This window comes from Solimonas soli DSM 21787 (assembly GCF_000474945.1).
Lineage (GTDB): Bacteria > Pseudomonadota > Gammaproteobacteria > Nevskiales > Nevskiaceae > Solimonas > Solimonas soli.
The window spans coordinates 159539-175318 of the sequence record NZ_AXDW01000001.1 but is presented as its reverse complement, the minus strand read 5'-3'; the positions used below and the strand labels follow the sequence as shown (position 1 = coordinate 175318).

Below are 15780 nucleotides of genomic sequence, written 5' to 3'. Positions count from 1 at the left end.
CAATGTCCAGACGTCCGATTCCCAGCGTGACACTCGCCCTGCTCGCGTTCGCCGCGAGCAACGGCAGCCTGGCGCAGATTCAGCCCGCCGCCGACCAGGCCAGCGACCTCGGCCCTGCGCAGCCGGCGCCGCCGGCGCCGCCGCAGGGCGACGAGGAGCTCGCGACCATTCCGGTGGCCACCGATGCACCGCCGCCGCCGCCGGAAGACCGCGCATCCGGCAACCGCCTGATCGAAGAGGTGGTGGTGACCGCGCAGAAACGCGAGCAGAACCTGCAGGACGTGCCGATCTCGGTGCAGGCCTTCAGCGCGGACTCGCTCGACGCGCGCGGCATCACCTCGACGGCGGAACTGCCGCGCATCACGCCCTCGCTGACGGTCACCAGTTCGTTCGGCTATGCCATGACCTACTTGCGCGGCATCGGCTCCGACGCCTTCCTGTTCGCGGACCCCAGCGTCGTGCAGTACGTGGACGGCGTCTACAACCCGTTTGGCGTCGGCCTGGTCAGCGACTTCGGCGAGGTGGAGCGCATCGAAGTGCTGAAGGGGCCGCAGGGCACCCTGTTTGGCCGCAACGCCATCGGCGGCGCCATCAGCATCGTCACGAAGAAGGCGCCCCTGGACCACTACACCGTATCCGCGCAGGCCACCTACAAGGATTTCGACTATTGGCAGACACGCGCCTCGGTCGGTGTGCCCTTGATCGATGGCACGCTGGGCATCAGCCTCAGCGGCATTTTCAACGAGGGCCGGCCCTACACCGACGGAACCGTTCACGGCCAGGCCGAGGATAACAACCGGACCAAGGGCGGGCGGATCAAGCTGCGCTGGGCGCCGGCCGAGTGGACCGAACTCAACCTGATGGCCTACAAGTTGGACGAGTCGTCGCAGAGCGCGCAATTCGGCCCCAACGACCATCCGAGTCCGATCCTCGGTGCCGCGATCCGGCCGCAGGATCCTTACAAGGGCTCGCTCGACACACCCATCGCCTTCAGCATCAATAGCACCACGTACTCGGGCGACCTGCAGTTCTTCACCGACTGGCTCGACATCAAGCTGCTGGGCAGCGATCAGCACATCGAGAACCGGCAGGTGCTCGACTTCGACGGATCGCCGCTGCCGCTGGTGAGCTTCCAGGCCGATCCGGGTCAGGCCGACGTGCGCACTGCGGAGTTGCAGCTGATCTCCAACGACACGTCCTGGGGCAGCGACTGGCTGCAGTACATCTTCGGTGTGTACTACTTCTGGTCCGACTCCGGTCTCAAGCGCGCCACCTTCAACGCCACCAACACCGATATCGAGAACGGAACGATCCTCGGCCTGGACTTGCCGCCGGCCATCGTCAATGTCATCAAGAAGGCCGCCGGCGGCCTGCCGATTCCGACCGGCGGCGTGATCGAAATCACCGGCCTGCAGGCGACGCGCTCGCTCGCCTATTACACGCAGGCAACCGCCAAAGTCACCGACTGGTTCTCGCTGACGCTGGGCGCCCGCTTCCAGGACGAGAAGCGCCGCGTGATCGAGTCCAGCGCCGGTCTGCTGGAGACGAACGGCAATCGTATCCAGTACCTCGACAAGAGCGCGAACAACGATCCGGACCTGGAGGACACGACCAACTCCTTCGATCCGAAGATCTCCCTGGACTTCCGCCCGGGCTGGGGCTGGCTCGGCAGCGATCCACTGCTCTACGCCACGGCGCAGACCGCGACCAAGAGCTCGGTCTACAACGTGACCAATTTTCTCGACACCACTGTCGAGAAAGTGAAGCCCGAGAAGATGACCGCCTACGAGCTGGGCATCAAGACACGGCTGTTTGACAATACCGTCGTGCTCAACGCCGCGGCCTGGCGCTACGATCTCGACGACGTGCAGGTGCAGTTCGCGTCATTGCTGAACGGCGGGACCGTGAGCTTCGAGAACGCCGGGTCGCTGCGTTCGCAGGGTGTCGACTTCGACTCGCTGATCCAGCTGTTCCCGAGCATCGGCGGCCCGGTGCTGACCCTGAGCGGTGCCTACGTGGACTGTTACTACACGTCTTATCCCAACGGCTCCGGCTTCAACGAAGTGACTGGCATCTATTCCGGCAACAATGACTACAAGGGCAACCGCGGCGTGCGCTCGCCCAAGTTGTCGGGCACCGCCAACCTGGTGCAGACGCTGTCCACGCCGATCGGACCGCTGGAACTGGGCGTCGACTATTACCGCAGCACCAAGCTCTACTACCTGGCGCAGAACAGCCCGCAATCCGAACAGAAGGGTTACGGCGTGCTCGGTGCGCACGTCGGCCTGTTGGTCGAGCCGTGGAATCTGCGGGTCACGCTGTTCGGCACCAACATCACCAATGCCGAATACACGACCGGCCTGTTCATCACCGACTTCGGTACCAACGACACCCGCGCGCCCAAGTCGGTCTACGGCGTGCGCGTCAACTACGACTTCGAGTGAGCACCGTGCAGAGAAAACCGGCCACGGAGCGGATGCCTGCAGCAGCTGATCAGCGGCGCCGGCCCGGGCCTCGGAAGTACCGCTTACCGCCGGTGCGGCCCTGGGCGTCCGTTCACTGTGGGGCGCGTGCCGCCTGGCGGCCCCGTCTGCGGCCGGATCTTCAGCGCGTCTCGTTGTGGAAGCGCATCAGGCTCTGCTTCCACTGGCCGTCGATGCGGCGGAACTCGTCGGCATAGCGGCCAAAGGTCGGGAACGCCGGGGCCTCGGGCGTGGCTGCGGGAACGGCGAGCGCGTACAGCGTCCACTTGCCGGTCGCGTGATCGCCCTGGATGTCGATGATCGGCGTGCTGACCGAATGCCACATCCAGCAGACCGCCTGCGGCAGGGTTTCGGTGAACAGCTGGGTAATGGCCGCGCGCCCTTGGTGCCGGCCGAAGGGCAGGGTGCCGAAGTCGAGCAGCGCGTCCTCGGTGAACAGCAGGCTGAGCTGCTCGGCGTCCTCCGGCCGGCGCTCCCGCATCACACGATCGATCAAATCGCAATAGAGCGACTTGACCCGCTGCACGTCCTGCAGATCGATCAGTGTCTGCGCGGTCTGGTCTTTCGTCGGCATTTCGTTCTCCTCGTGTCGTCTTGCGCCGTAGGCGGGTCCGTGGTCTGTCACACCAGTTCGGCGAGCGCGGCGGCCGAGTAGGGTTTGGCCGTGTGGATGAGGCCGGCTCTCACCTTCCTGGCCCACTCCGCGTCCGCGAGCAGCGCCCGGCCAACGCCTACCAGGTCGAATTCGTCGCGTTCGAGGCGGGCGAACAGCTTCTCCAGGCTCGCCGGATGGCTCGCTTCCCCGCTGAAGCTGGCAATCAGTTCGCCGTCGAGGCCGACCGAGCCGACCGTCATGGTCGGCTTGCCGCTCAGCTTGCGCGTCCACCCGGCAAGATTGAGTTCACTGCCGGCGAATTCGGGCTCCCAGAAGCGGCGCTGCGAGCAGTCGAAGATGTCGACCCCGGCATCCACCAGCGGGGCGAGAAACTGCATCAGCTCGTCCGGCGTCTGGACGAGCTTCGCCGCGTAGTTCTGCAGTTTCCATTGGGAGAAGCGCAGCATGATGGGAAAGTCCGGCGCAGTACGGCGGCGGATTTCGCGCACGATCTCGGCGGCGAAGGTGGTTCTCGCCGCGATGCTGCCGCCGTAGCGGTCGTCGCGCCGGTTGGTCTCGGCCCAGAAGAACTGGTCGATCAGATAGCCGTGCGCCGCATGCAGCGCGATGCCGTCGAAGCCGAGCGCCAGCGATGCCTCGGCGCTTTTCGCATAGGCCTGGATGACGTCGGCGATGTCGCTGTCGGTCATCGGCTTGCCGCGCAGCGTGGGCGCGACGCCGATGGTGCCCGAGTAGCCGGACGGCCCGACCTGATCGGGCCGCAGCTGGTCGTTGACCTTTTCGAAACCGGCGACGGCGGCAGTCGTGTAGAGGCCGATATGCCAGAGCTGGGGGATGATTTTGGCGCCGGCGGCATGCACCTCCGCCAGTACCTTGCGCCAGCCGTCCAATGCATCGCCGTAGAAGCGCGGAACGCCGGGATCATTGGACGCGCCCGGATGATCGATCCAGCAGCCCTCGGTGATGATCAGGCCGACGTCGGCTTCCGCACGACGGCGGTAGTAGCGGGCCACGCCTTCGTGCGGCATGCCGCCCGGGCTGAGCTGGCGCGTCATCGGCGCCATCACGATGCGGTTGCGGACCTGCAGGGGGCCGAAGCGCCCCGGTGCGAAGAGTTTCGAAAATCCCGGGGTCGTGGCGGATTCAGCTGGCATGGCAAGACTCATGGATGCTCTTGGACACGTGAGGGCCGGCGCTGGCCGGGGTCGAGGCGTCGATGGCATGCCGGGCGGCGATGTAGCCGAACGTCAGCGAGGCGCCAATGCTGGCGCCGGCGCCGGGATAGGCGCGCCCGAGGACGGAAGCCGTGCAGTTGCCGGTCGCATAGAGCCCTGCGATCGTGCTGCCGTTCTGGCGCAGCACGCGCGCGTATTCGTCGGTCAGCATGCCGCCGCAGGTGCCGACGTCACCCGGATAGAGGCGACAGGCGTAGAACGGCGGCTTTTCGATGCTGCCCAGGTTCGGATTCGGGCCGGCGGCCGGGTCGCCCTGCCAGCGATCGTAGGCGCTCATGCCGCGCTGGAAATCCGCGTCCACGCCGCTGCGCGCGAAATCGTTGAAGCGCGCCACCGTGGCGCGCAGCGTGGCGGCCGGAATCGCACAGCTTTCCGCCAGCGCATCCAGCGAATCGGCGCGGATCATGTAGCCGCTGTCGAGCCAGGCCCTGGGCGGTTCGCCGCCGGGCAGCCCTCCCCAGCGATAGCGCTTGCGGTGGCGGCTGTCCATGATCAGCCAGCTCGGCACCGCCGGTACGATCCGGTCGCGTGCATACATGCGGATGCCGACTTCCATATAGGAGGTGGATTCGTTGACGTAGCGCGAGCCACCGCTGTCGACGAGGATGCAGTACGGCTTGGACATGTCGAACGGATGGATCAGCCGCTGTCCGTCCGGCGTCACCGAGGTGGAAACCCACCAGCTCTGTTCCATCAGGGCGACGTCCGCGCCCAGGCCGATCGCCGCTTGCAGCAGTTCGCCGGTATCACCGGGATTGGCGTGCGTCCAATCGGTGCCGGTCGGCTGTTGCTGATACTGCTCGCGCATCTGCCGGTTGTGCGAGAAGCCGCCGACGTTGAGCAGCACGCCGTCGGCGGCGCCCACGCGGAGCGTCTTGCCGTCCTTGTGCAGTTCCACGCCGACGACGCGATCGTCGTCGGTGATCAGGCGCTGCACGGGCGCATCGAGCCAGATCGGAACCTCGTGGCGCAGCGCGATCTCGAGCAGGCGTCCCTGCAGCGCCGCGCCGGTGCCGACCAGGTCGGCGCCGAGCTTGTTGCGCAGCAGGCGCAGCGCCACGCGTGCGAACGTGCGCGCCGATTCCCAGGTGCGCCCGTTGAGCCCCAGCGGCCCGGACTCGTGCATCTCCATGGGCGGGATGCCGGGATAACGGCGCAGCCGGGATCGCCATGCGCCCAGGCGGCGCGCGTCGTAAATGCGGCCGACCAGCGAGCGGCTGCGCGCAATGCCGCCGGGCCGGGTTCCCTCGTGGTAGTCCGAATAGCCCTCGGCGTGCACGAACTCCATGCCCAGGCGTTCGAGAAACTCGATGGCCCTGGGACCCTGGCTCAGGAACGCATGCCGGCGCTGCGGCGAAGACGCAGGCCCGACGTCGCCCACGCAGGCATCGAGGTATTCACGCGCTTTTTCGTAGCTGTCGGCCACGCCCGCGCGTTTCATGGCGGGATTGTCGGGTATCCACACCACGCCGCCGGACATGGCCGTGGAGCCGCCCACCTGGTCGGTCTTCTCCACTACCAGGGCGCGCTTGCCCTGCTGCTGCACGACCAGCGCCGCGCACATCGACGCCGCGCCGCTGCCCACGATCACGAAATCGTACTGATGGTCGAACTTCATCGCGGAGGATCTCCTGCGCCGTTACGGCGGCCCCGACGCGCCTTGTTTGCGAAGGCGCGCGGTGTCTAGTCGAGATAGCGGTCGAGCGTCGAATGGAAATGGCTGATCTCGACTTCCTGCACGGGGTTGGGCCGCGCCGCGGAAAACCCGCGCGACTTCATGCCGCGCGTGATGTGGTCAAGGTTGTTGAGGTCCTGGTCGAGGATCACGCAGACGCTGTCGCCGGCCTTCAGATCCACCTTGCGGCGCTGCAGCGGCGGCTCCTTGCCGGGCGCATAGCGCTTGAGCGACCAGATGTCGAAGATGCAGCTGTCGGGATCGTCGCCGTTCGGGCGCGCGCGATACCACAGGGTGCCGTCGAACCAGGGCAGCGTCACGCAGTTGGGAAAGATGTGGAAGTCGCTGCCGGCCCGCGCGAGCTTCTCGAAGGTGAGCTTCGGCGGATAGCCCGCGCCCTCGGCCTCGGCCGCGGCGCGGCCGGCTTCCACGGCCATGCCGAAGGCGGTTATCACGTCGATGTCGGCGGGCGCCTTGGCCATCGCGGCCTTGGCGGCCTCGTAGTCGCGGTCGGTCCAGATGGCAGCGAGCTGCTGCTCGAACATTTCGAAAAAGGCGACCACGCCCGCGCGCACGTCGCCGCCTTCGCCGCTGCCCTTGAGCCGCGGTGAGGGCATGCCCGGCGGCGCCTTGATGTCCCAGTAGCCGAAGTGCGCGTGCTTGCCCAGCGCGTAGCTCTGCGTGTAGTCGTCGCCCAGGTAGCGCAGCAGCTGCGGATGCGTGGCGGCGACGTGGTAGCCCTCCATGAAGCCTTCGAGCGTGGCTTTCCAGTTGGCCGGCATCACCGTGGTGACGTACCAGCGATAGCGCATGTTCTCGAATTCGAAGTCGTCGAGATATTCGGGCAGCGGATCGAGGAACTCGGCCAGCGGCTCGCAGGCCGGGTCCATGTTGACGAATACGAAGCCACCCCAGGTATCGAGCTTGACTTCGAGCAGGTCGAGCTCCGACGGGTTCAGCGTGTCGCCGTAATCCTGGCGATCCTGCACATGCACGTTGCGGCCTTCGATGCTGAAGGTCCAGCCGTGATAGGGGCAGCGGAAGTTGATCGCGTGCCCGCAGCCCTGCACGAGCTGACGGCCACGGTGCGGGCAGACGTTGTGATAGGCCTTGATGCGGTCGGCCGCGGTGCGCACCACCACGATGGTTTCGTCGGCCACGTCGTAGGTGACGTAGTCGCCGACCTTGGGAATCTCCTCGAGCCGGCAGGCCACCTGCCATACGCGCGGCCACAGCCGATCCTTCTCGCGTTGCAAAAATTCGCGCGAGAGGTAGCGCTCCTTGGGGATGCGGCGCGCAGACTGCCTCTTGTCTCCGTCCATCGTCTTCTCCTCATACGTCGGCGGATCGATCTGTCGTCGGTCTCGCCTGTTTCGAAAGGCCCGGCCCGCGGTTCGCAGGGCCGGTGCCGTTGTGACTTATTTACGCTTGCATGGTGCCTCGCGCTGCCCGAACAGCGTCTGCCAGAGCACCTCGGTATAGGCATCGAGCACGGCTGACTTCTCGGCCGGCCTGTTTTCGCATTGCACCAGCAGGCAGACGCGGTCGAGCGTGAGAATCACCGTGGTCACGCGCAGCTGCGCCTCGTCGCGCGTGGCGGCTTCGAATCGGCCGATGAGCCGGGGCAGCTGGGCGGTCAGGCGCAAGCCCTCGGGAATGGTGTCCGAGGCCAGTTCCGCGTCGGCGCCCACGGCTTCCCAGTAGGCGTCGCAGAGAACGTGGGTGCGCTTCCACATCGCGTAGTAACTGTTCATCCACAGGCGCACGGCCTCGCGCGTGGGGGCGATGGAATCCAGCGGCTGGACCACGGCCGCCATCTCCAGAGACAGTTGCTCCTGCAACAGGTGCACGAGCTCCGACTTGCTGTTGAAGTAGCGGTAGAACGTGGTCACCGTGGTGCCGGCCATGCGCGCGATGTTCTCGACCGTGGTGGCACGGAAGCCCTGGGTCTTGAACAGCTCGTTGGCAGCCGACACCAGGCGTTCGCGCGTGATGCGGCGGTGCTCGTCGCGCAGCGAGGACGGCGCCGCCGCGCTGCCTGGCCTGACCGCCGTCTTGGGTTGCAGCTTGGCTGCCACTTTCAGTCTCACCTTGCCCGCCATCGATTCCGCCCTGTTGAGGTTTGCCCGAACGCTACTACGATCGGCGGCCCTTGTGCGACGCCGCCGCCGGTCACGGCGCGCGCAGTTCATTGCGTTAGCGGAAAGATTATCGCGTAACTGTCACTAACGCAAACGTACTCATGATAACGGCGCCGCGGTCGCGGCGCGTCGCAGCAGGTGGAATTCGCGGTCTCCGAAACGCTGCGCATAGGCCAGCAGCGCCTTGTAGCGGCGGCCCACCGCGTATTCCTCGGTGACGCCGATGCCGCCGTGCAGCTGGATGCCGAGCGCGGCCACCGACAACGCCGCCTTGCCGATCAGCGCCTTGGTGCCCGACACCACGCCGCGGCGCCGGTCCGGGTCGCCCGCCTGCAGTGCGGCATGCGCGGCGAGCAGCGAGGAGCGCGCCTGTTCGCAGTCGATGAGCATATCGGCGAGGTGATGCTGCAGCACCTGGAACTGCGCCAGCGCTCGCCCGTACTGGCGGCGCTGCTGCAGGTAATCGGCGGTCTGCTCGAGCACCGCGTCCATGTGGCCGACGGCGGCTGCGCTGGCGGCGACGACGGCGCGGTCCAGCGCCTTTTCCAATGCCTCGGGCAGGTCGGCGGGCTCCAGCAGCAGGCGCGCCGGCGTGGCCTCGAGTCGCAGGTCGGCCGCGCGGCTGCCGTCGATGAGCGCGTAGTCCTGCTCGATGGCGGCGGCGTCGCGGTCGACCACGAACAGCGCGGCCCCCTGATCGCCGATGCGCGCCGAGACCAGCCAGTGATCGGCGCGCGCGCCGTGCACCACGCCCGGCTTGCGGCCGTCGAGCTTCCACTGCGCGTCGATGCGCGCCGCGGTGGCGGTGACGGCGAGGTCGTAATCGCTGCGCATCGCCGCTTCGCGATGGGCCAGCGCCACCACCGCCTCGCCCGCCGCGATGCGGCGCAGGCGGTCGCCGCGCAGCGCCGCATCGCGGCTCGCGGCGATCAGCCCGCCGCCCAGCACCACGCTGTCGACGTAGGGCAGGCGCAGCAGGCCGCGGCCCAAGGCCTGGCAGATCACGCCGACGTCGAGATCGCTGCCGCCGAGGCCGCCGGCGTCCTCGGGCAGCGGCAGCGCCAGCCAGCCGAAGTCGGCGAAGGCGCGCCAGTGGTCGTGGTCGCCGTCGCCATGGTCGCGCAGGTAGCGCTCGGCGGCCTCGGCGAGCATGCGCTGCTCGTCGCTGGGTTCGAAGTTCATAGGCCGAAGGCCAGCTTGGCGATGATGTTCTTCTGCACTTCGCGCGCGCCGCCCATGATGGTGGACGCGCGCTGGTAGAGCAGGTCGGCGGTGATGCCGGCAGCGAGGTCGCGGCTGGCGAAGCCCTCGTCGCGGCCGTACTGGCGCAGCGCGTCGAAGCCCAAAATCTCCATGCCGAGCTCGGACACGCGCTGCTGGATTTCCGATCCGCGCACCTTGAGCGCGCTGGTCACGGCCGCCTCGGCCCAGCGCTGCGGCGCGCCGCAGAGCACGCGCAGCACCGACCACTCCAGGGCTTCGAGGTCGGCGCCGACGTCGGCGATGCGCGCGGCGATGCGCGCGTCCTCGATCAACGGCCGGCCTTCGCGCAGGCGGGTGCGTGCCAGCGCGGTCACGCGCCGCAGCATGCGCCGCGAGTGATGGGTTTCGGCGCCGCCGGTGCGCTCGTTGCCGAGCAGGAACTTGGCCTGCGTCCAGCCGCTGCCCGGCTCGCCCAGCAGGTTTTCGGCGGGTACCCGTACCTGGTCGAGAAAGATTTCCGACACCGCCGTGTCGCCGTGCAGCATGGTGATGGGCCGCACCGTCACGCCCGGACTGCGCAGGTCGATGATCAGCATCGACAGCCCGGCCTGCGGCTTCACCGAGGCATCGGTGCGCACCAGGAAGAAGCCCATCTCGGAGTAGTGCGCCTCGCTGGTCCAGATCTTCTGGCCGCTGACGATGTAGTGAGCGCCGTCGCGCACGGCCGAGGTCTTGAGCGAGGCCAGGTCGGAGCCGGCGCCGGGCTCGGAGAAGCCCTGCGCCCACTGCGTGTCGCCGCGCAGGATGCCCGGCAGGTAGCGCGCCTTCTGCTCGGCCGTGCCGAAGGTGTAGAGCACCGGCCCGAACAGGCGCAGGCCCTGCCAGCGCAGCTCCGGCGCGCCGGCCTCGCAGCAGGCCTGTTCGAACAGGTGCGCGCGCAGCGGCGACCAGCCGCAGCCGCCGTATTCCACCGGCCAGCTTGGCGCGGCCCAGCCGCGTTCGTAGAGCTGGCGGTTCCACCAGCGGCGGTCGTCCTCGTGCGGCGGATGCAGCGGCGTGAGCGCACGCCGGCGGACGTCCTCCGGCAAGGCGCCGTGGAGGAAGGCGCGGACCTCGGCGAGGAAGCGCTCGTCCTCGGTGCTCAGTTGCAGGTTCATCGCGGGATTCCCGGCCGGCCCGGTGCGATGCTCATTCGCAGCTGACCTGCGGCGAGGCCGCTGGCGCGGCGGCGCCGGTGCGCTGCATGGGGCAGGGCTCGGGCCGCTCGTACAGGCCCGGCGCGTTGAGCACCGAATACAACAGGCGCGTCAGCTGCTGGTTGGCGGCCGCCTTGCTGTCGCGGATCGCCTCGATTGCGCCACTGCCCAGGCGCCGCGCGCAGTCGTCGACCACGGCATCGAGTGCCTCGGCCGGCACCGCGTCGGCGATCAGCCGCATCTCGGCGGCTTCGGTGGCACTGAACAGGTCGTCGCGATACCAAGGTTGCCTGGCACGCGCGAAGCCGACCAGATGGGGCCACAGCAGGGCGCCGCCGTCGCCGGCACTGATACGCGGCTGCACGCGGCAGGCACCGATGCGCGCGTGCTCCGCCGCTACCGCAATGTCGCTGAAAAGGGCCAGGGTGGCGCCGAGGCCGATGGCGTCGCCGTTGAGCTTGGCGATCACTACCTTGGGACACTCCAGCAACGCGAGCAGCAGTTGTCGCGTCTGGCTCAGCGCTCGTGCCAGCTGCTCGGGCTGATCGGCCAGCTGATGCAGATGATCGCGGTCGGCGCCGCTGCAGAAGCTCGCGCCGACGCCGGTCAGCACCACCACCTTCACTCCCGAATCGTGCGACACGTCGAACAGGAAGCTCGCCAGCGAGCGCTGGGTTTCGCCATCCAGCATGTTGAGCCGGTCGGCGCGGTCGATGGCGACGGTGACGATCTCGGGCCCGGGCTCGGCTTCGACCAGCAGGTTCGGGTAGTGCTCGCTTCGCATGGTGTTCCTCGGGCGCGCTGGATGTCGGTGCCGACGGTCTTGCCTCGATGCCGGCCGAGCTACTAGAGTGTGTAATACTAACGCTATGTGTGTATGGCTAACATAATAAATGAGATGCTGTCATAACACCGCCCCAGCCGCAACCAGAGTTCGACAAAGAATCGCCGTGAACCAAGAATCCCGTCCCAGCGTTGCCCCAGCCGAGCCGCGCATGCGCACCCGCGTCACCGAGTTGCTCGCCATCCGCTTTCCGATCATCCAGGGCGGCATGCAATGGGTGGGACGCGCGGAGCTGGCGTCGGCGGTCTCCAACGCGGGCGGCCTGGGTGTACTGACCGCGCTGACGCAGCCGACGCCCGAGGCGCTCGCCGACGAGATCGCGCGCTGCCGGTCGATGACGGCGCAGCCTTTCGGCGTCAACCTGACCATGTTGCCGGCCGCCGCTCCGCCGCCCTACGAGGCTTACCTCGACGCGGCGATCGCCGGCGGCGTGAAGATCCTGGAAACCGCGGGCAACGTGCCGGAGGCCTTCATCGCCAAGGCCAAGGCGGCGGGCATGAAGATCGTGCACAAGTGCACGGCGGTGCGGCATGCGCTGGCAGCGCAGCGTCGCGGCGTGGATGCGGTTTCGATCGACGGCTTCGAGTGCGCCGGGCATCCGGGCGAGGACGACGTCGGCGGCCTGGTCCTGATTCCGGCTGCGGCCCGCAGGCTGCAAGTGCCGCTGATCGCCTCGGGCGGCATCGCCGATGGCCGCGGCCTGGCGGCGGCGCTGGTGCTGGGCGCCGAGGGCATCAACATGGGCACGCGCTTCTGCGCGACGCAGGAGGCGCCGATCCATGCCAGGGTCAAGCAGCTGCTGGTCGACAAGAGCGAGCGCGACACCAACCTGATCTTCCGCACGCTCAACAACTCGGCGCGCTGTGTGAAGAACGCGATTTCCGACGAGGTGGTGGCCATGGAGCGCCGCCCGGGCGGCGTCGCCTTCGCCGAAATCCATCATCTGGTTGCGGGCGCGCGTGGACGGGCGACCCTGGAAAGCGGCGAGGTGGAAAATGGCCTGGTCTGGGGCGGCCAGGTCATCGGCCTGATCGACGACGTGCCGAGCTGCGCCGATCTGATCCGGCGCATCGTGCTCGAATGCCGCGAGCGGCTCGGCGCGGGCTCGGCCTACTTCCAGTGAAGGCGGCCGCGCCGGGCGACCGCTTCACTTTCACGCCCGGGCGGTTTTCCACACCAGCGGCAGGTAGGTCACGCCGTTGACCTGGCCGGTGGCGGTGCGCGCCCGCTCGCCCGGCGCGATCGAGAAGTCGGGGATGCGCTTGAGCCACTCTTCGAGAAAGATGGCGAGTTCCATGCGCGCCAGCAGCGCGCCCGCGCAGCGGTGGATGCCCAGGCCGAACGAGGCGTGGCGATCGGCCTTGAGCGGGGCGGTGAAATCGACGTCCAGCGGATTCACATGGCGGCGCTCGTCCACGCCATAGAGGCTGTTGGGAATGTGGATCATGTCGCCCTTCTTCAGGCGCACGCCGTCCATCACGCAGTCGCGCGCCACCAGGCGCGACAGGTTGACGATGCCGTAGCGGCGCATGAGTTCGTCGATGGCGCCGGGAATGAGTTCCGGGCGGTCGATGAGCTGCTGGCGATGGCCGGGGTTCTCGGCCAGGAACTTGGTCATGAACGCGAGCATGGCCGCCACCGTGTCGAGCCCGCCGAACAGGATCACCGTGAGCATGCCCTGGATCTCGGCGTGCGTCAGCGGGCGGCCCTGGATGCGGCCGTTGACGATGGCGCTGAACAGGTCGTTGCCCGGTTCCGCGCGGCGCCTGCGGATCCAGCCCTCGATGTAGTTGTTGGTCTTGAGGAACGACGACAGGATATGCAGCGCGTTCTTGGAACGCACCGCGGTTTCGGTCCATTCCAGCAGCTTCTCGCGGTCTTCCATGGGCAGGTTGACGAGTTGCAGGAAGATCGCGATCGGCAGGCGCTTGGCGAATTCCGAGACGAATTCGCAGCGGCCGTTCGGCAGCATCGCCTCGATGATCTCGATCGTGCGCTCCTGGATGCCGGGCTTCATGGCCGCCACCGCCTTGGGTGTGAACCAGCTCATCACCAGGGCGCGGTAGTGCTGATGGTCGGGCGGGTTGGCCTCGATGGGCAGCAGGCGCAGCGGCTTGGAGCCGCGCGGCAGGATCACCTCGGTGCTCGAGAAAGTCTCGGGATCGCGCAGCACCATATCGATGAGTTCGGCGCGCGTGACCACCCAGTGGCCGCCCTTGCGCGGCGTCCAGAACAGGCTGGGGCCGTCGTGCAGGCGCTTCCAGGCCGCGTGCACGTCGGTCTCGGCGCCTTCCATGTTGGCGAAGTCGAAGTCCACCACGCGATCGGCCGGCACGTGATCGGGGCGCGCGCTGATCTCCCGCGGCGCGTTGAGCGCCAGCCACAAGCCCTTGCCGATCTGGCTCGCGGTCCATTGCCAGGACTCGATCAGCTGTGCACCGGCGGAGCGGGGCTTGGGCGGAAGCGTTGCGGCGGCCGTTTTCATGGCGATTCTCCAGTCTGTTTAAGAAGGACATAAGGTCCTATTAATAGGACTATAGTGTCCAATTATTACCTCCGCAAGGCTCGCGTAAAATGGCGGCCATGCCATCTCCGAACAACCGGCGGCCCGCCGCCGCACACAAGCCCGCGCAGGGCGCGCCCAAGCGCAGGCCGCGCGGCCGACCGTCGCATGCGGATGCGCTGCGTTTCCGCGAGGACCTGCTCGGCATCGCACTGCAAGTGTTCCTGGAGCAGGGCTATGCAGGCGCGAGCATGGACGGCATCGCGCGGCGCGCGAAAGTCAGCAAGAACACGGTCTATCTGCAATACAAGACCAAAAACGAGCTGTTCCGCACCGCCGCCTTGCATGGCCTGGCGCGCGTGCGCAGCGAACTGGATACCTCGATCCAGGGTGATCAGCTGCTCGAATCGGTGCTCACGAGCATCGTGCGCCAGGTGCAGACGCTGGCGGCCGATCCGGTATTGCGCGGGCTCGCGCGCCTGCTGATCGCGGAGTCGCAGCGCTTCCCGGACATCGCCGCGGCCATGCTGGCCGAGGTGGGTCATCTGTTCGAACCCGTGACGGCTTACCTGCGGCAGGCGGTGCGCGACGGCCTGCTGCGCGTGGCCGATCCCGCAGCCGCGACGCTGGACCTCGCGATTCTCGCGATGGGCGGATTCAACTTCCTGCTGGCCGATCCGCCGACGTCGGCCGCGGTGCTCAAGAAGCGCGCCGCCAGTGTGGTCGATCTGCTGCTCGACGGCTGGCGAGCGCATCGCTAGCCAGGCGGCTTGCATCCCGATAGCGCGAGCTTGACGTTGCTTCTGCGCGTGCGCGAGAGGCTGCCCTGCAGGCGCGGATGAGGGCTTGTTCGGAACTAGGCCAGCGACTCCGGCTCGGCCAGGCTCGCGGCGAGGGACGCACAAAAACGCGCGGCATCGGCGCCGTCGATCACGCGATGGTCATAGCTCAGCGACAGCGGCAGCATGGTGCGCCAGTCGATGCGCTGCGGGTCGTCGCGGTTCGGCATGGGTTTCTGGAACGAGCGGCAGACGCCGAGGATGGCGACTTCCGGCGCGTTGATGATGGGCGTGAACGCGGTGCCGCCGATGCCGCCCAGCGAGCTGATGGAGAAGCAGCCGCCGGACATTTCGTCCATCGACAGGCCTTTCTCGCGTGCCTTGCGCGAGATCGCGGCAAGTTCCGCGGACAGTTCGGCGATGCTCTTGCGATCGACGTTGCGGATCACCGGCACCAGCAGGCCGCGGGGCGTATCGACTGCGATGCCGATGTGGAAATATTTCTTGAATACGAGGTTGGCGCCGGTCGCGTCGAGCGAAGCGTTGAACTGGGGATACTGCGCGAGTGCCTTGACTACCGCCTTCATCAGAAACGGCAGCACGGTGATCTTGACGTCCGGTGACGGCGCCACGTGATTGCGGCGCAGCGCCTCCAGCGCGGTGATGTCGGCTTCGTCCTGATGGGTGACGTGCGGAATCGTCACCCAGTTGCGCGCGAGGAAAGCGGCGGTGAACCGCTTGATGCGCGTCACCGGCTTGCTCTCCACCTCGCCGAACAGCGAGAAGTCGATCGACGGCAGCGGCGGCAGCGAGGCAAGCGCCTCGGTCAGCGTCGGCGGGCTCGCGGGCGCGGCGGGCGTGCTCACGTGATTTCGCCAAGCACGGTCCCGACCTCGTAGACCTCGCCGGGGACGGCGATGATCTTCAGCTTGCCGGTGGCCGGCGATTCGATTTCCTGTACCGACTTCTCACTCTCCAGGCTGAACAGCGGCTCGCCTTGCGTCACCTGGGCGCCGTCGGCGGCCAGCCATTCGGCGACCGTGCCTTCGTTCATCGAAAAGCCGACCTTGGGCATGAGGATGGGTGTGGCCATGATTTCTCTTTC

At 67.5% G+C, this 15780-nt stretch carries 14 protein-coding genes; 3 read left to right on the top strand and 11 right to left on the bottom strand.

The window, feature by feature from the left end; translation table 11 throughout:
• Positions 1–2 precede the first annotated feature (2 nt).
• Positions 3–2444 (top strand): TonB-dependent receptor, encoded by a 2442-nt coding sequence (locus K344_RS0100820; protein ID WP_084196794.1) that lies wholly within the window; start codon positions 3–5, stop codon positions 2442–2444.
• Positions 2445–2604: 160 nt separating this feature from the next.
• On the opposite strand, the gene K344_RS0100815 is transcribed toward K344_RS0100820, so the two are convergent.
• The 8 genes from K344_RS0100815 to K344_RS19485 form a co-directional block, all read right to left on the bottom strand.
• On the bottom strand, positions 2605–3057 hold the full coding sequence (locus K344_RS0100815) for a nuclear transport factor 2 family protein (RefSeq protein ID WP_028079081.1): 453 nt from the start codon (positions 3055–3057) through the stop codon (positions 2605–2607).
• A 47-nt stretch (positions 3058–3104) separates the two neighbouring features.
• Entirely contained in the window at positions 3105–4265 is a 1161-nt protein-coding gene (locus tag K344_RS0100810) for an NADH:flavin oxidoreductase (RefSeq protein ID WP_245586059.1), read from the bottom strand.
• Positions 4243–5952, bottom strand: coding sequence for an FAD-dependent oxidoreductase (locus K344_RS19495; protein WP_051361735.1), 1710 nt, complete (start codon positions 5950–5952; stop codon positions 4243–4245). The genes K344_RS0100810 and K344_RS19495 overlap by 23 nt, the downstream gene beginning before the upstream one ends.
• Before the next feature lie 65 nt (positions 5953–6017).
• Complete coding sequence (locus K344_RS0100800; RefSeq protein ID WP_028079079.1) at positions 6018–7331, bottom strand: aromatic ring-hydroxylating oxygenase subunit alpha; 1314 nt, start codon at positions 7329–7331, stop codon at positions 6018–6020.
• Between the two features lie 96 nt (positions 7332–7427).
• A complete protein-coding gene (locus K344_RS22705) occupies positions 7428–8111 on the bottom strand; it encodes a TetR/AcrR family transcriptional regulator (RefSeq protein ID WP_051361734.1) in 684 nt (227 codons plus the stop codon).
• A 138-nt stretch (positions 8112–8249) separates the two neighbouring features.
• Positions 8250–9332: an acyl-CoA dehydrogenase family protein gene (locus K344_RS0100790; protein ID WP_028079078.1), complete on the bottom strand. Its 1083-nt coding sequence runs from the start codon at positions 9330–9332 to the stop codon at positions 8250–8252.
• Entirely contained in the window at positions 9329–10510 is a 1182-nt protein-coding gene (locus K344_RS0100785) for an acyl-CoA dehydrogenase family protein (RefSeq protein ID WP_028079077.1), read from the bottom strand. Before K344_RS0100785 ends, K344_RS0100790 begins: the two co-directional genes overlap by 4 nt.
• A 31-nt stretch (positions 10511–10541) precedes the next feature.
• Positions 10542–11333 carry an enoyl-CoA hydratase/isomerase family protein gene (locus tag K344_RS19485; RefSeq protein WP_051361733.1) on the bottom strand — a complete coding sequence of 264 codons (792 nt, stop codon included), beginning with the start codon at positions 11331–11333 and terminating at the stop codon, positions 10542–10544.
• Positions 11334–11442: 109 nt separating this feature from the next.
• On the opposite strand from K344_RS19485, the gene K344_RS0100775 reads away from it, so the two are divergent.
• On the top strand, positions 11443–12516 hold the full coding sequence (locus K344_RS0100775; protein ID WP_157622699.1) for an NAD(P)H-dependent flavin oxidoreductase: 1074 nt from the start codon (positions 11443–11445) through the stop codon (positions 12514–12516).
• Between the two features lie 30 nt (positions 12517–12546).
• Here the strand turns inward: K344_RS0100775 and K344_RS0100770 are convergent, their stop codons facing one another.
• Positions 12547–13878: a cytochrome P450 gene (locus tag K344_RS0100770; protein ID WP_051361732.1), complete on the bottom strand. Its 1332-nt coding sequence runs from the start codon at positions 13876–13878 to the stop codon at positions 12547–12549.
• Between the two features lie 98 nt (positions 13879–13976).
• Between K344_RS0100770 and K344_RS19480 the strand changes: the two genes are divergently transcribed.
• The gene (locus K344_RS19480) at positions 13977–14657 is read left to right on the top strand and encodes a TetR/AcrR family transcriptional regulator (protein ID WP_169729219.1); all 681 of its coding nucleotides are present in this window, start codon (positions 13977–13979) and stop codon (positions 14655–14657) included.
• A gap of 95 nt (positions 14658–14752) precedes the next feature.
• Here the strand turns inward: K344_RS19480 and K344_RS19475 are convergent, their stop codons facing one another.
• Entirely contained in the window at positions 14753–15541 is a 789-nt protein-coding gene (locus K344_RS19475) for a 2-oxo acid dehydrogenase subunit E2 (protein ID WP_051361731.1), read from the bottom strand.
• Complete coding sequence (locus tag K344_RS0100755) at positions 15538–15768, bottom strand: biotin/lipoyl-containing protein (protein ID WP_028079074.1); 231 nt, start codon at positions 15766–15768, stop codon at positions 15538–15540. Before K344_RS0100755 ends, K344_RS19475 begins: the two co-directional genes overlap by 4 nt.
• Positions 15769–15780 lie beyond the last annotated feature (12 nt).